At 74.3% G+C, this 17,958-nt stretch carries 14 protein-coding genes and 2 pseudogenes; 7 read left to right on the plus strand and 9 right to left on the minus strand.

Annotated features, from left to right (window positions below):
- Window positions 1-36: 36 nt before the first annotated feature.
- From ACZ5FU_RS18895 to ACZ5FU_RS18915, 5 genes are all read right to left on the minus strand, one after another.
- Window positions 37-1,293: an MFS transporter gene (locus ACZ5FU_RS18895; protein WP_469045556.1), complete on the minus strand. Its 1,257-nt coding sequence runs from the start codon at window positions 1,291-1,293 to the stop codon at window positions 37-39.
- 193 nt (window positions 1,294-1,486) lie between these two features.
- Entirely contained in the window at window positions 1,487-2,971 is a 1,485-nt protein-coding gene (locus ACZ5FU_RS18900; RefSeq protein ID WP_469045557.1) for a CitMHS family transporter, read from the minus strand.
- A 124-nt stretch (window positions 2,972-3,095) separates the two neighbouring features.
- Entirely contained in the window at window positions 3,096-5,327 is a 2,232-nt protein-coding gene (locus ACZ5FU_RS18905) for a molybdopterin oxidoreductase family protein (RefSeq protein WP_468645851.1), read from the minus strand.
- Window positions 5,328-5,430: 103 nt separating this feature from the next.
- Window positions 5,431-6,045 carry a TetR/AcrR family transcriptional regulator gene (locus ACZ5FU_RS18910; protein ID WP_468645849.1) on the minus strand — a complete coding sequence of 205 codons (615 nt, stop codon included), beginning with the start codon at window positions 6,043-6,045 and terminating at the stop codon, window positions 5,431-5,433.
- Complete coding sequence (locus ACZ5FU_RS18915) at window positions 6,042-6,746, minus strand: nuclear transport factor 2 family protein (RefSeq protein WP_451779639.1); 705 nt, start codon at window positions 6,744-6,746, stop codon at window positions 6,042-6,044. The genes ACZ5FU_RS18910 and ACZ5FU_RS18915 overlap by 4 nt, the downstream gene beginning before the upstream one ends.
- A gap of 160 nt (window positions 6,747-6,906) precedes the next feature.
- Between ACZ5FU_RS18915 and hmgA the strand changes: the two genes are divergently transcribed.
- Genes hmgA through ACZ5FU_RS18930 form a run of 3 tightly spaced genes read left to right on the plus strand, consistent with a single transcriptional unit; the run spans window position 6,907 to window position 10,164 of the window.
- Window positions 6,907-8,235 (plus strand): homogentisate 1,2-dioxygenase, encoded by a 1,329-nt coding sequence (gene hmgA, locus ACZ5FU_RS18920; RefSeq protein WP_468645845.1) that lies wholly within the window; start codon window positions 6,907-6,909, stop codon window positions 8,233-8,235.
- A gap of 27 nt (window positions 8,236-8,262) precedes the next feature.
- Window positions 8,263-9,012 carry a GntR family transcriptional regulator gene (locus tag ACZ5FU_RS18925; RefSeq protein WP_451529150.1) on the plus strand — a complete coding sequence of 250 codons (750 nt, stop codon included), beginning with the start codon at window positions 8,263-8,265 and terminating at the stop codon, window positions 9,010-9,012.
- A gap of 12 nt (window positions 9,013-9,024) precedes the next feature.
- Window positions 9,025-10,164 carry a type ISP restriction/modification enzyme gene (locus tag ACZ5FU_RS18930; RefSeq protein WP_468645842.1) on the plus strand — a complete coding sequence of 380 codons (1,140 nt, stop codon included), beginning with the start codon at window positions 9,025-9,027 and terminating at the stop codon, window positions 10,162-10,164.
- A gap of 68 nt (window positions 10,165-10,232) precedes the next feature.
- On the opposite strand, the pseudogene ACZ5FU_RS18935 reads toward ACZ5FU_RS18930, so the two are convergent.
- A pseudogene (locus tag ACZ5FU_RS18935) lies at window positions 10,233-10,370 on the minus strand (TetR/AcrR family transcriptional regulator); the annotation flags it as partial.
- Here ACZ5FU_RS18935 and ACZ5FU_RS18940 point away from each other — a divergent pair.
- Window positions 10,371-10,642: pseudogene (locus tag ACZ5FU_RS18940) on the plus strand (CoA transferase); the annotation flags it as partial.
- 9 nt (window positions 10,643-10,651) lie between these two features.
- On the opposite strand, the gene ACZ5FU_RS18945 reads toward ACZ5FU_RS18940, so the two are convergent.
- The 3 genes from ACZ5FU_RS18945 to ACZ5FU_RS18955 all read right to left on the minus strand — a co-directional run bounded on the left by ACZ5FU_RS18945 (window position 10,652) and on the right by ACZ5FU_RS18955 (window position 12,408).
- Window positions 10,652-10,924: a hypothetical protein gene (locus ACZ5FU_RS18945; RefSeq protein ID WP_451529145.1), complete on the minus strand. Its 273-nt coding sequence runs from the start codon at window positions 10,922-10,924 to the stop codon at window positions 10,652-10,654.
- Window positions 10,925-11,050: 126 nt separating this feature from the next.
- On the minus strand, window positions 11,051-11,869 hold the full coding sequence (locus ACZ5FU_RS18950; protein ID WP_451779634.1) for an anti-sigma factor: 819 nt from the start codon (window positions 11,867-11,869) through the stop codon (window positions 11,051-11,053).
- A complete protein-coding gene (locus ACZ5FU_RS18955) occupies window positions 11,866-12,408 on the minus strand; it encodes a sigma-70 family RNA polymerase sigma factor (RefSeq protein WP_451529143.1) in 543 nt (180 codons plus the stop codon). The genes ACZ5FU_RS18950 and ACZ5FU_RS18955 overlap by 4 nt, the downstream gene beginning before the upstream one ends.
- A gap of 205 nt (window positions 12,409-12,613) precedes the next feature.
- Between ACZ5FU_RS18955 and ACZ5FU_RS18960 the strand changes: the two genes are divergently transcribed.
- The 3 genes from ACZ5FU_RS18960 to ACZ5FU_RS18970 all read left to right on the plus strand — a co-directional run bounded on the left by ACZ5FU_RS18960 (window position 12,614) and on the right by ACZ5FU_RS18970 (window position 17,930).
- The gene (locus ACZ5FU_RS18960) at window positions 12,614-14,164 is read left to right on the plus strand and encodes a DUF4331 domain-containing protein (RefSeq protein WP_468645836.1); all 1,551 of its coding nucleotides are present in this window, start codon (window positions 12,614-12,616) and stop codon (window positions 14,162-14,164) included.
- A gap of 182 nt (window positions 14,165-14,346) precedes the next feature.
- Window positions 14,347-16,185 carry a tetratricopeptide repeat protein gene (locus ACZ5FU_RS18965; RefSeq protein WP_469045558.1) on the plus strand — a complete coding sequence of 613 codons (1,839 nt, stop codon included), beginning with the start codon at window positions 14,347-14,349 and terminating at the stop codon, window positions 16,183-16,185.
- Window positions 16,182-17,930 (plus strand): nickel transporter, encoded by a 1,749-nt coding sequence (locus ACZ5FU_RS18970; RefSeq protein ID WP_469045559.1) that lies wholly within the window; start codon window positions 16,182-16,184, stop codon window positions 17,928-17,930. The genes ACZ5FU_RS18965 and ACZ5FU_RS18970 overlap by 4 nt, the downstream gene beginning before the upstream one ends.
- Window positions 17,931-17,958 lie beyond the last annotated feature (28 nt).

Below are 17,958 nucleotides of genomic sequence, written 5' to 3' on the forward strand. Positions count from 1 at the left end.
GCGCCCGCAACTGTGGGAGCTCCGCCCGACGCACCGTCAGGCATCGCTCGACCGGCGCAACCCCGCCCCGGTCCGGCGCCGGGGCGCGGCGGTCCCCGTTCCCGCGTCCCCGCGCGGACCCCCCGGGGACCGTGCCGCCACCCCCGACGACAGCAGCAACAGCCCGCCGAGCATCACGAACGGCGCGGCCGCGCCCGCGACTCCGGCGATCAGACCCGCGGTGGCGGGCGCGGCGACCTGGCCGAGGCGGTTGCCGGTCAGCCGGAGCGCGAGGGCAGTGGAGCGGGCTCCGTCGGGCGCGGCCTGGACGACGGTCGTCATGGACAGGGGCTGCCCGACCCCGAGGCAGAAGCCGAGGGCCGCGAGCATCACGGCCAGCGCCCACACCGGCACCGGCAGCGCGGTCCCGGCGCACAACAGGGCCGCCAGCAGGCAGGTGACGGTGAGCAGCGCGGTCCGCCCCAGCAGCCGCAGCAGGGGCGTGAGCACCAGGCGGCAGGCGATGGTGGCGGCGGCCCGCAGGCTGAGCAGCAGGCCGATCACCGACGGTGCGATGCCCCGGTGTTCGCCGACCACCGGCAGGTAGGCGGTGAGGATGTCGGTCGCGGACAGCACCGAGAGGCTGACGAGGATGCCCGCGGGCACGCCCCGGGTGCGCAGGATGCGGACCACGGGTACGACGGGGGCACGGTCGCCCTTCGGCGCGCGCGACGCGGCGGAGGTGTCCGGGTGTTCGATGCGCCACAGCGAGGTGAACGCGACCGCGGCACCGGCCCCGGCGACGAGGAGGGCCAGCGCACTGGTGCCGGCCATGTCGGAGCCGCCGATCAGGGCGCCCGCGGCGATCGGGCCGACCAGCTGGCCGAGCGAGGCGCCGATCGTGAAGTGGCCGAAGTTGCGGTCCTGTTCGTGCGGCGCGGACTGACGGGCGACGAGCGACTGGGCGCCGATGACGAAGCAGAGGTGGCCGAGTCCCATGACGCCGCTCCACAGGGCCATCGCCCCCAGGGAGCCGGCGGCACCGCTCAAGGCGCAGCCGCCGGCTATCAGCACCACGCCGAGGGGCAGCAGGGGCGCGCACCGGCCGTGGTCGGTACGGCGCCCCAGCGGGACGGCGGCGAAGAGCGGAAGCAGGGCGTACACCCCGGCGATGACGCCGACCGCCCGTTCGTCCGCGCCCAGCGCGAGGGCCCGGTAGGAGACGGCGGGCCGGGCCATCGACACCGCCCCCTGCGCGAAGCCGAAGGCGATGACGAGGCGGAGCAGCCAGCCGCGGTTCCCACCGGGCCCCATGGTCGTTTCCTCACTGACGGTCGGAGTCGAGGTCGAAGCGGAGTCGGAACGGGCGCGGAACGCGACGGACCGGAACAGAGCGGATCGGAACGGCGGGACCCGGGGGGATCGGACCGGGCGCCCCGGGCGCCCCGGACGCCCCGGGTCAGCGGGTCAGCGGGTCAGCGGGTCAGCGGGTCAGCGGGTCAGCGGGTCAGACGATCCCGAACAGCATTGCCGCCGCGAGGATCACCAGGCTGGTCAGGGCCGCCCACTTCACGACGAACCGCGTGTGGTCGCCGAACTCGACCTTGGCCATGCCGACGAGGACGTAGACGGCCGGGACGAGCGGGCTCGACATGTGCAGGGGCTGGCCCACCAGGGAGGCGCGGGCGATCTCCAGCGAGGAGACCCCGTGGGCCTGGCCGGCCTCGGCGAGGACGGGCAGGACACCGAAGTAGAAGCCGTCGTTCGACATGAAGTAGGTGAGCGGGATGCTCAGGACGCCGGTGACGAAGGCCATGTGCGGGCCCATGCCGTCGGGGATGTTGTCCACCAGCCAGGTGGCCATGTGGTCGACCATGCCGGTGCCGGTGAGGACACCGGTGAAGACGGCGGCGGCGAAGACCATGCCGGCGACGTTGAGGACGTTCTCGGCGTGTGCGCCGAGGCGGGCCTTCTGGTCGGGCATGTGCGGGAAGTTGACGGTGAGCGCGAGCGCGGCGCCGAGCAGGAACAGCACCGGGATCGGCAGCCACTCCATGATCATGGCGGTGAGCAGCGTGACCGTCAGGAGCGCGTTGAACCAGTACAGCTTGGGTCGCAGGGTGGCGCGGTCCGGGTCGAGGCCGGCGAGACGCCCGTCCTCCTCGGGCTCGTCGGCACCCGCGTCGGTTCCGGCACCCGCGTCGGTTCCGGCACCCGCGTCGGCTCCGGCAGCCGTGCCGGAGCCGGCATCGGCGCCCGCCCCCGAACCGCCCGCGGGGACGGCCTTCCTGGCGCTTTCGGCGCCGGCGCCGGTCCCGGCGCCCACGAGCACCGTCTCGGTCTCGGTCTCCTCCACCAGGACGTCGTCCAGCGTCAGCACGCCGAGCCGCTTGCGCTCGCGGTGGCCGAGGACGTACGCGAGGACGACGACGCCCAGCAGGCCGACGGCCAGGGCCGGGATCATCGGGACGAAGATGTCGCTGGCGTCGAGCTTGAGGGCGGTGGCGGCGCGGGCGGTCGGGCCGCCCCAGGGCAGCGTGTTCATCACGCCGTTGGCCATCGCGGCGACACCGGTCATCACGACCAGGCTCATCTTCAGCCGCTTGTACAGCGGGTACATCGCCGAGACGGTGATCATGAAGGTGGTGGAGCCGTCGCCGTCGAGCGAGACGATGGCGGCGAGGACCGCCGTGCCGACGACGATGCGCAGCGGGTCGGCCTTGCAGAACTTCAGGATGGCCCGCACGATCGGGTCGAAGAGACCGACGTCGATCATCACACCGAAGTAGACGATCGCGAACATGAGCATCGCCGCGGTGGGGGCGAGGCTGGAGACGCCCTCGATGACGTAGTCACCGAGTTCGGCGCCCTTCCCGACGAAGACGCAGAACAGTGCCGGGATCAAGACGAGCGCCGCGATCGGCGACATCTTCTTCAGCATGATCAGGACCAGGAAGGTCGCGATCATGGCGAAGCCGAGGATGGTCAGCATGAATGGATACCTAACGTTCGCCCTTGAACATCCCACCTGGGGGTCGGCGGTGCGTCGACGTTAGGACCGTTCAAACGGTGTTAACAAGACGTTGACGTGCGAGCAATAAGCGCAGAACTCCAGGTCAGCCGATGGGGGCGAGGTCGACGGGCACGCCGTTGAGGACGGCGTTGCCGGACAGCGGGTCGAGCAGGCTGCCGTCGAGGAGCTGGTTGACGTTGACCCCGGGGTCGGCGGAGGCGTGGCCGAGCCGGGTGCCCGGACGGTCGTGGCCCCAGCCGTGCGGGATGCTGACGACGCCCCGGCGCACCCCGTCGGTCACCTCGGCCGGCACGGTCACCTCTCCCCCGGCGCCCTTGACCCGCACCGGCTCCCCGTCGCGCAGCCCGAGCCGCTCGGCGTCCTCGGGATGGACCTGGACGGTGCAGCGGTTGCTGCCGCCGGTGAGGGCGGGGACGTTGTGCATCCAGCTGTTGTTGGACCTCAGGTGGCGGCGTCCGACGAGGACGAGGCCGGCGGGCCGCTCGTCCGCCGCCCGCCGCAGCCGCGGGAGATCGCCGGCGATCGGCCCGGGCAGCAGCTCGATCCTCCCGCTGCGGGTCTTCAACGGCTGCGGCAGCCGCGGCCGCAGCGGCCCGAGGTCGATGCCGTGCGGATGCGCGAGCAGCCGTTCCAGGCCCAGCCCGTCGGGACGGGCACCGAAGCCGTCGCCGTAGGGGCCGAGGCGCAGCATCATGTCGAGCCGGCGTTCGGGGCCGTCGTCGCCGGCGAGGAGTGCCGCGAGGTCCTCGGGGTCGCGGCCGTGCACGGGCGAGTGGGGGTCCTCGACCGCCTTGCCCAGGGTCCGGCCGATGACCAGGTCGTCGACGGCGCGGGGGTCGGCGCCGTGCATCCCGGTGACGGCCAGGGTCAGCCGGGCGAGGATCTCGGCCTCGGCCATCCTGCCCGGCTCCAGCGGGACGGCGGGGCGGGTGTAGCGGACCTGGTTGCGGACGGCGAGGGCGTTGAAGGCGAAGTCGTGGTGGGGGCTCTGGGACGGCGGGGGCGGCGGCAGGACCACGTCGGCGTGGCGCGAGGTCTCGTTGAGGTACGGGTCCACGCTGACCATGAAGTCGAGCGAGTCCAGCGCCTTGTCGAGCCGGTCGCCGTCGGGCGCGGAGAGCACCGGGTTGGCGGCCACCGCGATCAGCGCCCGCACCGGGGTGCCCTCGTCCGTCGCGGTGTCGATCTCCTCGGCGAGCGCGGAGAGCGGCAGTTCGCCCTTGGCCTCGGGGTGCCGGCTCACGCGGGAGTGCCAGCGTCCGAGCGCGAAGCCCCGGCCGGGGCCGGCGGGCCGGGGGGTGCGGTCCGTGGCGGCCTGCGGGAAGAGGGCGCCGCCGGGCCGGTCGAGGTTGCCGGTGAGGATGTTGAGGATGTCGACGAGCCAGCTCGCGAGGGTGCCGTACGGGACGGTGCAGCTGCCGATGCGGCCGTAGACGGCGGCGGTGGGGGCGGCGGCGAGTTCGCGGGCGAGGGTACGCACGAGCGCGGCGTCCACGTCGCAGGCGGCCGCCACCGCCTCCGGGGTGAAGTCGCCCACGGCTTCACGGAGTTCGTCGACGCCCTGCACGTACGCGCTCAACCCGCCCAGTCGCACGAGGCCTTCCTCGAACAGCACGTGCGCCATCGCCGCGAGCAGCAGGGCGTCGGCGCCGGGCCGGATCGCGACGTGCCGGTCGGCGAGCCGCGCGGTGCGGGTGCGGCGGGGGTCGACGACGGTGAGGGTGCCGCCGCGGGCCCTGAGCGCCTTGAGCTTGCCGGGGAAGTCGGGGGCGGTGCACAGACTCCCGTTGGACTCCAGGGGGTTGGCCCCGATCAGGAGCAGGTGGTCGGTGTGGTCCAGGTCGGGCACCGGGATGGCGCCCGCGTCGCCGAAGAGGAGCCCGCTGGAGACGTGCTTGGGCATCTGGTCGACCGTGGAGGCGGTGAAGAGGCTGCGGGTGCCCAGTCCGGAGAGCAGCACGGAGGGGTAGAGCGCGCCGGCCACGGTGTGCACGTTGGGGTTGCCGAGGACGACGCCGACCGCGTGCGGGCCGTGGCGCTCGACGACCGGGCGGATGCCGGCGGCGACGGCGTCGAAGGCCTCCGCCCAGGTGGCCTCGCGCAGTTCGCCGTCCCGGCGGACGAGGGGCGTGCGCAGCCGGTCGGGGTCGCCGTCGACGGCGCCGAAGGAGGCGCCCTTGGGACAGACGAACCCGTGGCTGAAGACGTCGTCGCGGTCGCCGCGGGCGCCGGTCACCCGGGTCCCCTCGACGGTCAGGGTCAGCCCGCAGGTGGCCTCGCACAGGGGACAGATTCGCAGGGCGGTGCGGGACACGGGTCCTCCCGGGAAGGCGGCGGCTGTGGCGCTCTCGTCCGCCGAGCATATCGACCGGTATGCATGCTGGGGAGGGGCCGGTCCACGGGATCCGGCGGACGCGTCAGTCCAGCACGCGCCCCAGGTACGCCCGCAGCAGTTCCCGCGTCTCCTCGATGACCTTCGGGTCGCCCTCGGGCGCCACCCGGAAGGCCAGGTGCACGAGGGTGTCGGCGGTCTCCACGGCGATCAGGAAGGTGCGGCGCAGGTCCTCGTCGGGGGTGCGGCCGAGGTACTCGGCGAGCAGGTCGATGAGGCGGTCGGCGACGCGGTGGTTGGGCTCGGCGCGCGAGCCGACGGGGATCTGGTTGCCGAAGTCCACGAGCGAGAAGCCCGGGGCGGTGCGCTTCATGGCCAGGTACTCGTCGAGGACGGCGTCCGTCGCGGCCCGCCAGTCCCCCCGCCGGGCGCCCCGCAGCCGCTCGGTGACGCGCTCGGCGTACCGCTCCAGGTTGCGCTGGGCGAGCGCGTCGGCCATCTGCTTCTTGTTGCCGAAGAAGCGGTAGACCGACCCGATGGGGACGCCGGCCCGCTGGGCGACGGCCCGGGTGCTCAGCGCGTCGTAGCCGACCTCGTCCAGGAGGTCGGCGCAGGCGTCGAGGATTCTGGTCAGCCGTTCGGCGCTGCGCCGCTGCACGGGCGCGCGACGGAGCGATGTCGCGTGGGGCACGGGCTTCATGATGCCTTTCCGCCGTGGTCGGGTGAACCTCGCCCCTGGGTACGGAGAAAGGTGCCCGGTGCACTCAACGCGGCGGGGGACGACGTGCCCCCGCCGCCCGGGGAGCCCGTCGGGGCCTTCGTCCCCGGCTCCGCGTCCGGCCGTGTCTCCGGCGCCCGCTCCGGCTCCGACTCCGACTCCCGCTCCGGCTCCGGCTCCGGCTCCGAGGCCGTGATGTCCGCCGTGCTCTCCACCGGCTTCCCGTCGACCGCCCACACCGTGCCGTCGTCGGCGTACAGCCGTGCGGTGACCTGGTGGGTGCCGTGCGCGAGGTAGCCCTCGGGGATGCGGTAGGAGGGGTCGCGCAGGTCGGCGAAGGGCTGGCCGTCCACGAAGAGCCGGGCGATGCCGCGGCCGGAGACCGCCTCCTGCGCGCCGGACGGCGAGAGGCGGAAGCCGCGCAGGTTCAGGCGTACGTCCCAGCCGCCCCCGGCGTCGGGCTCCACCTCGAGACCGACCCGGGGGGCGCCCTTTCCGCCGATCTCGCGGTAGTGCCGCCCGTCGTCGTCGGTGTCGTCGAGCACCTTGCCGACGGGCGAGGGCGAGAGCGTGCTCTCCCGGCCGGACGGCGCGGGCGCGCCACTGGTGCCGCAGCCCGCCGATCCGGTCACCATCAGGACACAGACCGCGAGCGCGGGCAGGGTTCCACGCGTCCACGACATGCCCGGGAGCGTAGAACACGGGTGCGACACGGGGATCCCCCAGGGGTCTGGTTCTCGCCATCCGTGATCGTCCTGCGGGAGGAGGACCCGCGCACCTCTTGCGTCCGGGAAACCGCAATCCTACGGTGATGCAGAGGAATCGGCGGTCGAGGGAGCACGCATGAACAGCAGGGACGCACGCAAAACGGCAGAGGGACTGACGTACCTGACGGGATTCGGCAACGAGCACGCCTCCGAGGCCGTGCCCGGCGCCCTGCCCGAGGGCCGCAACTCGCCGCAGCGCGCGCCCCTGGGCCTGTACGCGGAACAGCTCAGCGGCTCCGCCTTCACCGAACCGCGCGCCGACAACCGCCGCTCGTGGCTGTACCGGATCCGCCCCTCGGCCGCGCACCCGGCGTTCACCCGCGCGGACAACGGCGCTCTGCGCACCGCCCCCTTCACGGACACCGTCCCGGACCCGAACCGGCTGCGCTGGAACCCCCTGCCCGACCCCGCGCCGGGAACGGACTTCCTCGCGGGCCTGTGGACCCTGGGCGGCAACGGCGACGCCGCGCAGCGCGCCGGCATGGCCGTGCACCTCTACCACGCCGACACCGCGATGGAGCGGGTGTTCAGCGACGCCGACGGCGAGCTGCTGATCGTGCCGGAGCGCGGCGGCCTGCTGCTGCGCACCGAGTTCGGCCTGCTGCACGCCGAGCCGGGGCACGTGGCGCTGATCCCGCGCGGGGTCCGCTTCCGGGTGGAACCGCTCGACGGGACGGCCCGCGGTTACGTGTGCGAGAACTATGGCGCCCCCTTCCGCCTGCCCGACCTCGGCCCCATCGGCGCCAACGGCCTGGCGAACCCGCGCGACTTCCGCGCGCCCGTCGCCGCGTACGAGGACGTCGAGGGTCCGGTGGAGGTCGTCAACAAGTACTGCGGCAACCTCTGGACGGCCACCTACGACCACTCGCCCCTCGACGTCGTCGCCTGGCACGGCACCCACGTTCCGTACGTCTACGACCTGCGCCGCTTCAACGTCATCGGCACGATCTCGTACGACCATCCGGACCCGTCGGTCTTCACGGTGCTGACGTCCCCGTCCGACACCCCCGGTCTGGCGGGCGTGGACTTCGTGGTCTTCGCGCCGCGCTGGCTGGTGGGCGAGGACACCTTCAGGCCGCCGTACTTCCACCGGAACGTGATGAGCGAGTACATGGGGCTGATCGAGGGGGCCTACGACGCCAAGACCGCGGGTCCGGGGGGCTTCGTGCCGGGCGGCGGCTCGCTGCACAACATGATGTCGGCGCACGGCCCGGACCGGGAGACGTTCGACCGGGCCAGTACGGCCGACCTGGTGCCGCACCGGGTCGACGACGGTCTGGCGTTCATGTTCGAGACGCGGTGGCCGCTCGCCCTCACCCCGCAGGCGGCCGGCGCGGACCACCTGCAGCGGGGCTACGACGACGTGTGGTCGGGTCTCGAGCGCCACTTCCGCCCCTTGCACTGAGGATTCCCGCCAGGTACGGATGGCCCCGTGACCTCCTTCGCGCCGGACTCGATCGTCCTGAACCGCAAGCTGCCGCTCTGGTACCAGGTGTCGCAGTCGCTGCGCGCCTCGATACTCGGCCGCTCGGCCGCGGACCCCCTGCGGCTGCCCACCGAGGAGCAGTTGGCCGGGCACTACGGGGTGAGCGTGCTGACCATGCGGCAGGCGCTCAAGGAGCTGGAGGAGGAGGGGCTGATCACCCGGCACCGCCGCCGCGGCACGTTCATCGAGCCGACGGCCCGGCGGAGCGCCCCGGTGCGGCTGCTGGGCTCGGTCGACGCGATCGTGGCCCAGCAGTCGGGCATGGTGACGGAACTGCTCTCGCACGGCCCGGCGCCGGTCCCGGCGGACGTCGCCGAGTACTTCCCGGACCTGGCGGAGGCGGCGGCGTACCACCGGTTGCGCGGCGACGAGAAGACGGGCGAGCCGACCAACCACGCACGCAACTACGTCCGTCCGGAACTGGCCGCGGTGATCGACCCGCAGGACCTGGTGCGCTGGCCGATGACGAAGGTGCTGCGGGACGTGGTGGGCGCGGACATCGGCCGGATCACCGACACGGTCGAGGCCCGCCTGGCCGACCCGGAGACCGCCCGGCTGCTCCGGGTGCCGCTGCTCAGCCCGATCCTGCACTACACGGGCGTCACCTACGACACCGGCGGCCGCCCGCTGGACGTGGCCGTCATCCACTACCGCGGCGACCGCTTCTCCTTCACGGTCACCCTCGACGCGCACTGAGCACGTCGTAGGATGCCCCGCGTGACGCGCGACGAAGCTCCGGCGCTGGCGGACCTCATGCCGTGGTCGGTCGCACCGCCGCGGCTCGGCCGGGAGTGGCCGACGGCCCCCGATCCAGCTTCCCTGCGGGCCCGTTGGGACCGTCTCCTGAAGGCGGAGGGAGCCGACCGCGAGGCACTCCTCCAGCCGACCCGCTCGCGCACCGCGCACACCGCGGTCGCGCGGCTGCCCGGCAGCCCCGCCGGCACCGGGAGACTGGCCCGCGCCACCGGCCCCTGCCCCGAGCCGGTCCGGGTACTGGCCGCCCCCTTCGACGAGCGGTGGCTCATCCCCGACCACCGGCTGATCGACGCGGCCCGCCCCGAGCTGTGGCGGGTGGCGGACGCGCACCAGGTCTTCGTGGTGGAGTCGGCCGAGGCCCCGCACCTGCTGGCGACCTCCCTCCTCCCGACGCTCCGCGCCGGGAGGATCCGCCCGCTGTACCGCCGCCCCGGCGGTGGGGAACCCAACCTCGCGCCCGGCCTGCTGGAGCACCTCGGCCACTCCCTCGACCCGCTGGACTTCCTCGCCTGGACCCTCGCCGCCGTCCGTCCCGACCTCACGGTCCCGCTCCCCCGGGACCCCGGGCTGTGGTCCCGCGGCGTCGCGCTGGGCCACCGCCTGCTGCGGCTGCTGCGCCGCGACGGCGAGCGCCCCAGGCTGCCCGGAGGCCGCCGGCCCTACGTCCGCGCCCCGCTGCCCGCCCTGCCGGTGACCGTCCGCCACGACCCCGCCGAGGAGGCCCTCCACCTCGACGGGGGACGCGTCTCCCCGGTCGCTCCGCGGGCCTGGGAGTTCGAGGCGGGTGGCGTCCGGGTCCTGGAGCGGTGGTTCGCGGTGCGCACGGCACCCGGCGAGGCCGGCACCCTCTCCGCCCTCCGTCCGCGCACCTGGCTCCCGTCCTGGACCTCGGAACTGCTGGAACTCATCACGGTGTTGACCCTGCTGACGGAACTCCTGCCCCAGCGTGCGGAGTTGCAGGTGACGGACGGCGTCACGACGTCGGACCTGCGCGCGGCGGGCGTACTGCCGGTACCGCACCGGGCCCGGCGCCCCGCCTCGGTCCTGACCCTGGACGAGGAGGGCCCGGAGGGCCAGCTGGCACTCCTCTAGGACGCCTCACGGCCCGGACCGGACGCTCCACGCCCCGGACCGGGGACTCCACGGCCCGGGCCGGGGCTTCACCGCCCGGGCGCGAAGGCGTCCAGCACCCGCTCCATCGCGAACCCGAAGACGGCCTCCAGGTCGATCGGCCCGGGGTCCTCGGAGAAGGCCGCGACCATCCGCGGACAGGCCCCGGTGGCGACCTGGCTCCCGAGGAGGCCGCGGGCGTCGCGTGTGCGGGGCCGTGGGACCTGCACGAGGTGGCCGGGCGTCGGCGACCGGCGGCCGGGGGTGACGGTGGCGGGAGGTGGACTCGCCGGTCGGGCCGTTGCGGGCGCCGCTGCCTCCGATCACACTGCCGGGCGGGGCGGAGGCGCGGAGGGGAGCCGTGCCCGCGCTCGGGGAGCACACCGAAGCCTTGCTGCGTGCCGTGAGGATGACGGACGAGGAGATCGCAGCGCTGCGCCGGGACGGTGTGGCCTCCTGAGCGCGGGCCTCAGTGCTTGCTGTTGCCGAACAGCGAACGGCGCAGTCGGCGCAGTGGCGCGAACAGCGAGACCCGGCTGACCCGGGCGCCCCGCGGACTGCGGTGAGCGGGCGCGCGCGACGTCAGTTCGCGCATCAGCGAGGTCGCCTCGACCGTCTCCCGCTGCGGTATGGCGGGGCCCCCCAGTACCGAGAGGTGGCGGTCGAGACGCGAACTGGTCGCGCTGCTCCCGCACGTGATGGCAGGGACCCTCGCCCTGCTGCGCATCGTTATCTGTTCCATGTCACTCCCCACCCGTACGAGTCCACCCGGCCCGGGCAGGGTAACCCTATCGCCCCGGCGAGGCACACGTGTATCGCGGTCACAGGAATCACCTTCCCCGTAAGGGGGTTGACGACCCCTGCGCCATCACTCTCCGAATCCGACCGATTTCAGGGTGAGTTGGACAACCGGCTCGGCAGTGGGCTGCGGTGATCCCCCGTCGGGCTCGACGGTCACGGCGAGTGACGTCGACGAGGGCTCGAGTCCGGTGGCGACCAAGGGCGCGTCACCCTCGAAGAGGCCGAGGGAGCGCGGTTGCGCGCCGGGGCGCATGACCCAGAGCTGGTGCACCCGCCCGCCGGGCGGCTCCTCCCGCCCGCCCCACGTGACGACCGCCTCCCCCACCGAAGCGGAGGCGATCACTCCGATCGTGCCGCCCCCCGCGTCCTTCGCGGTGCTCGCGCGGGCGTCCGGAGCCGCGAGAACGTGGGCGATCTCACGTGCCCGGGCCTGCTCGGCGTCGAGCCGGTCCTGGGTGCGGCCGGCCTGGACCGCGAAGAGCGAGGCCACGACGAGCGCGGCGGCGGCCGTCGCCGTGGCGAACGGCACGAACAGCGGGCGGCGCGCCCGGGGCGTACGGGAGCGTCCGGGCGGCGGCCGCACGCCCCGGACGTGCGGCGGCAGTTGGGGTGCGCGCTCCCCCACCGGTTCACGCGCGGGCTCCTGCGGCGTCGTCCGTACGGCGGCCAGGACCCGGTCCCGCATCGCGGCCGGGGGCGGCGCGGCCGTCGACCAGGCCAGCCGGACGGCGTCCTCGGACAGGGCGCGCACCTCGGCGGTGCAGCGGTCGCAGCCGTCCAGGTGTTTCTCGAAGCGGCGCCGCTCGCCGGGTTCGAGGGCGTCGAGGGCGTAGGGCGCCGCCAGCGAGTGCGGGTCCTCGCGGCGGAGGAGTCCGAGGACGTTCACGCGGCACCTCCCAGGCAGTGGCGCAGCCGGGTGAGTCCGTCGCGCATCCGGGTCTTGACCGTGCCCAGCGGCAGCGAGAGCCGCTCGGCGACTTCGCGGTAGGTGTAGCCGTCGTAGTAGGCGAGGGTGACGGACTGGCGCTGCAGGACCGTCAGCCGGTCCAGGCAGCGGCGCACCCACTCGCGCTCCAGGCCGGCCTCCACCTCCTCCGTCACCTGGTCGAAGGCGGGGTGGTGGGCGCGCTGGGCCTCGCGCTGCTCGCGCTCCCCGGCCGCGCGGGCGCTGCGCACCCGGTCGACGGCGCGGCGGTGGGCGAGGGTGAGGATCCACGACAGCGCGCTGCCGCGCCGGGGGTCGAACCTGGCGGCGGAGCGCCAGAGTTCGAGCAGCACCTCCTGGGAGACCTCCTCCGACTGCGCCGGGTCCCGCACCACGCGCCGCACGAGCCCGAACACCGGCCCGGACACGATCGCGTAGAGCCGTTCGAATGCGTTCTGGTCGCCTCCCGCGACGAGCACCAGCAGCTCGTCCGCCTCCATCCGGTCCCCCTCCCCGCGGCCGCACCCCGGCCGTCCCGTCATACCAGGCGTTCGCAACGCACACACCTCCGGCAGTGGTACGGATCGAAAGGGCGAAAACGCGGGTGAGCAGGAAAGAAAAAGTTTTCGGGTTCCGACCAATCCGGCCGCCGCCCCCGGTCCGTATCACTGTCCGTCAGGCAAGTTGGGACTGAGGACGGACGGCATGACAGCTATCTCCAGGAGCGGATCCGGACGCAGGGGCGTCGTGACCCTCATATGCGGGGCACTGGCCGCCGGGGGGCTCGCGGCCGCCGGCGTCGCCACGCTCGAACCCGGGGAGGCGGCCGCCTCCAGCCACCGGGAGGCCCCGCTCATCTCGGGCACCCCGCAGTACGACAACACCGACGTGTACGCCTTCGTCAGCCCGGACAAGCCGGACACCACGACGATCGTCGCGAACTGGATCCCGTTCGAGGAGCCGGCCGGCGGCCCGAACTTCTTCCCGTTCGCGGAGGACGCCCAGTACGACCTCCACGTCGACAACAACGGTGACGCGCAGGGCGATCTGCTCTTCCGCTACACCTTCAGGACGCACGTCAAGAACAAGAAGACGTTCCTGTACAACACCGGGGCGGTCGAGAGCCTGGACGACCCCGACCTGAACGTGACGCAGACGTACGACCTCGAACTGGTCAAGCTGAGGAAGGGGAAGGCCGTCCACACGACGAAGCTCGCGGACGACGTGCCGGTGGCACCCTCGAACGTCGGCAAGGCCTCGATGCCGGACTACGCCAAGCTGCGCGGTCAGGCGGTCTACAAACTCTCCAACGGCGCGCAGACCTTCGCCGGCCAGGCCGACGACCCGTTCTTCCTCGACCTGCGCGTCTTCGACCTGCTGTACGGCGGGAACCTCTCCGAGGTCGGCAACGACACGCTCAAGGGCTACAACGTCAACTCGATCGCCCTCCAGGTGCCGACGGACCTGATCGCCGAGTCCGAGCACCAGCCGGTCGTGGGCATCTGGTCGACCACCCAGCGCCGTAACGCGCAGGGTTACTGGTCCCAGGTGTCCCGGCTGGGCAACCCGCTGGTCAACGAGGTCGTCAACCCCATCAAGGACAAGGACGTGTTCAACGCGTCCGAGCCGAAGGACGACGGCAGGTTCCTGAAGAACGTCACCAACCCCGAGCTGCCGAAGCTCATCGAGGCGATCTACAAGATCAAGGCCCCCGCCGAGCCGCGCAACGACCTGGTGGACGTGTTCCTCAAGGGCGTGAAGGGGCTCAACCAGCCGCCGCACGTGACGCCTTCGGAGCAGCTGCGTCTGAACACCTCCATCAAGCCGACCGCCTCCCCCAAGCGGCTCGGTGTGCTGGACGGCGACAACGCGGGCTTCCCGAACGGGCGCCGGCTCACCGACGACGTGATCGACGCCGCGCTCCAGGTCGTCGAGGGCGAACTGCTGGGCGCCAAGAACGACCTCGGTGACGCGGTCGACAAGAACGACAAGCACTTCGAGAAGGCCTTCCCCTACGTCGCGCTGCCGACCGAGGGCTCACGCGGCCCGGTCGCCAAGGGTGTCAGCACGGGCAACGACGTCCGCAACCAGCTCGGCGACGCGCTGCGGCCCGCGGGCACCACGTCCGGGACGGACACCGCCGTCATCGCCGCCTCGGCCGGCGCCGGCGCGGCCGGGATCCTGCTCATCGGCGGCGGGCTGATGTGGTGGCGCCGCACGAGCGGCGGCCACGGCCGACGGGCGTACCGGGGCTGAACGCCCCACCCCACGGGTCCGTGAGCGGACCCCTCGTCCGGGCGGGCCGGGGGAGAATCCTGCACTCCCCCGGCCCGCCCCACCGACGGGCGCGGCCCGCGTACTCATCCCCCACGGCGCGGGCCGCGCCACCCCCACGCACTTGCGCAGGACGATTCACCCCAGGCGACCGAGGAGAGGGCATGCCCCCGCGTACGAACGACGGCGGACCGGAGCGCGAGCGGCCGGCCCCCGGGCCCGGTGCCACCGCCCCGGTGGAGGAGACGGCGTCCGAGAAGGCGGTGTCCGAGAAGGCAGTGTCCGGGGAGACGGTGTCCGGGCGAGCGGCGGGCACGCCGACGGCACGGCCGGAGACCACGGAGAGCCCCGGTGCGGCCGGGCCGACCGGTGGACTCCGGGCGGCTGAGAGCACCGGCGCGCCCCGCGAGACCGTGGAGACCCGCGGCACCCGGACCGCCCCGGCTTCCGACCCCGTCGGCCCCGCCGGACCCGCCCGACCCGCCGGCCCCGCCGGACCCGCCGAGACCCTCGGGACCGCCCCTCCCGCCGAGGCCGCCCCGGCTCGCGGGACGCCCGAAGCGACCGGGACCACGGGAGTCGCCGAGGCCGCCCCTCCCGCCGAGGGGCCCGAAGCGGCCCGGCCCGCCGACGAACGGGTCGCCGCCGTCCGGCGGGTCGCCGCCGCGGGGCGCCGTTGGCGGTCCGTGCAGCTCGGGGCCTGCGCCGCCATGCTGGCCGTCGGCCTCACCACGGGGGCGATCGCGTTCGGTGCGGCACGGGACGGCGGGGACGTGCCGGTGACGACGGCCGCCGCGGTCTCCCCCGGTCTCCTCGCGGCCGCCGACCTCGGCACCGACATCGCCTCGCTCCAGGCCCATCTCCGCGACCAGCCGCGGGACTTCGGCGGCTGGGCCACCCTCGGCCTCGCCTACGTCGAACAGGCCCGCACCCAGGGCGACCCCTCCCGCTACCCGCAGGCCGAGCAGGCGCTGAAGCGCTCCCTCGCCCTGCGGCCGGACAACGACCAGGCCCTGGCCGGCCGGGCCGCGCTGGCCGCGGCCCGCCACGAGTTCGCCGACGCGCTCACCCACGCCGACCGGGCCCTGGAGCTGAACCCCTACAACGAACGCGCCCTGTGCTCCCGCATCGACGCGCTCGTCGAGCTGGGCCGGTACGACGAGGCGGCGCGGGCGGCCCGCACTGCCGACGAACGGCGGCCCGGCGTACCGGTGTTCACCCGCTACGCGTACGTCCAGGAGCTGCGCGGCGACACCGCCACCGCCCGCCGGGTCCTGGACCGGGCGCTCGCCGCCTCGACCACGCCGGGCGACATCGCCTACGTGGCCACCCAGCTCGGCCGGCTCGCCTGGAGCCAGGGCGACGACGCCACCGCCCTCACCCACTACGCCCGCGCCCTCGCCGCCGACGAGGAATACCTCCCGGCGCTGGAGGGCCGTGCCCGCGCCCAGGCGGCGAGCGGCCGGCCGGCGGAGGCGATCGAGGGGCTGGAGGACGTGGTCGCGCGCTTCCCGCTCCCCGGCCCGCTGATCGAGTTGGGCGAGCTGTACGAGGTGCGCGGCGGCGAGGGCGACGCGGCCAAGGCGCGGGACCGGTACCGGCTCGTCGACGCCTGGACGGCGCTCGCCCGCGCGGGCGGCGTCAACGCCGACCTGGACACCGCGCTCGCCGCCGCCGACCACGGCGATCGGGCGGCGGCGCTGCGCGCGGCCCGCGCCGAATGGGACCGCCGCCGGACCGTGCACACCGCGGACGCCCTCGCCTGGGCCCTGCACGTCAACGGCGAGGACGCCGAGGCGCTCCCCTACGCCCGGCGGGCCACGGCCACCGGTTACCGCGACGCCGCCTTCCTCTACCACCGGGGCGTGATCGAACGGGCCACGGGCCACCCGGCCGACGCCCGCGCCCACCTCGCCGCGGCCCTGGAGCTGAACCCGGGCTTCTCGGCCCTCGGGGCCCGCGAGGCCCGTGCCGCCCTGAAGGCGCTGGAGGCGGCCGAGTGACGCCCCGTCGCACGTTCGCCTCCTGCGCGGCCGTCCTGACGGCCGGGTGCGCGCTCGCCCTGCTCCCTTCCGCCGGTGCGAGCGCGCACCCCCTGGGCAACTTCACCGTCAACCGTTACGACGGCCTCGTGGCCGCCCCCGGTCAGCTGCGCGTCGACCACGTGGAGGACCTCGCGGAGATCCCGGCGACCCAGGCCAAGCCGGACGTCGAACGGCTCGGTACGGCCGCGTGGGCCCGGCAGCGGTGCGCCACCGCGGCCGCGGACAGCCGCCTCACCGTCGACGGCCGTACGGTCGCCCTCACGGCCGGCGCCGCGAAGGCGGAGCCGCGGCCGGGACAGGCCGGGCTCGGCACCCTGCGCGTGCGGTGCCGACTGACCGCTCCGCTGCCCGAGGCCGCGTCGGTGTCCCTGGTCTTCCGGAGCGCGGGCGCCTCCTCCGGGCCCGGCTGGCGCGAGATCACCGCGCGCGGCGACCGGATGACGCTCACCGGAACGGACGTACCCTGGGAGTCGGTGTCGGAGGAACTGACGCGCTATCCGGACGAGTTGCTGTCCTCGCCGGCCGACACCGCGACCGCTTCCCTGCGGGTGCGGCCCGGCGGCGCGGCTCTCGCCGAGGAGGCGGACGACGCGCCCGCCGCGTCCGTGCTGCCCCGGGGCGCGGACCGCTGGACGCGGGCCCTGGACGGCCTGGTCGCCCGACAGCACCTCACCCTCGGCTTCGCCGCGCTGGCGTTGGTCCTCGCGGTCGTCCTCGGTGCGATGCACGCCCTCGCGCCGGGGCACGGCAAGACGCTCATGGCCGCGACGGCGGCCGCCCGCGGCGACCGGGCCCGCTTCAAGGACGTCCTGCCCCTGGCCGCGTCCGTCACCGTCACCCACACCCTCGGCGTGGTCGCCCTCGGGCTCCTGGTCACCGCCGGCTCGGCCGCCGCGCCCTCGGTGGTCGCCTGGCTGGGCCTGGCCAGCGGCGGCCTCGTCCTGGCGGCGGGCGCGACCCTCGTCCGCCGGGCCTGGCGCCACCGGGGGCACGGCGCCGGACACCGGCATCCCCGGCCGCACCCGCGTCCGCACCGGCCGGCGAAGCCGCCCGCCCGCCGGCCGGCACTCGTCGGCGCGTCCGCGGGACACCCCGGCCGGATGACCGCCCACGAGCACCCGCGCGACCTCGGACACGACCACGGCCAACCTCACCCCCACCACGGCCCCACGCATCACGGCCACACCCACGACCACGATCACGACCGTCATCACCACCACGACCACGACCGTCATCACCACCACGACGGCGGGCACGAGCACGACGGCGAGCACCGTCACGACGGCGAGCACGAGCACCATGACGGGCACACCCACACCCACACCCACGGCGGTGTGACCCACAGCCACCCCACCGCCCCGACCCTGCGCGGCACGATCCTGCTCGGCTTCGCCGGAGGGCTGGTCCCCAGTCCCTCCGCCGTCGTCGTGCTGGTCGGCGCCGCGGCGCTGGGCCACGCCTGGTTCGGGCTGCTGCTCGTCGTCGCGTACGGGGCCGGGCTGGCCCTGACCCTGACGGCCGCCGGGTTCGCCGTCGTCCGGCTGGGCGCGGGGGCGGCCCGGCTGCTGGACCGCGGCCCGCGCCGGACCGGTCACCCGGCCGTGGCGCTGGTGCGCCGGAACCTCCCCCTGTGGTCGGCGCTGGTGGTCGTGGCCCTCGGGGCCGGGCTGGTGCTCAAAGGGGTCGCATCCGTACTGGTCTGAGCTACGTTGGGGAGGTATTCACCAGGAT

The sequence above is a fragment of the Streptomyces sp. NPDC031554 genome (genome assembly GCF_055580685.1).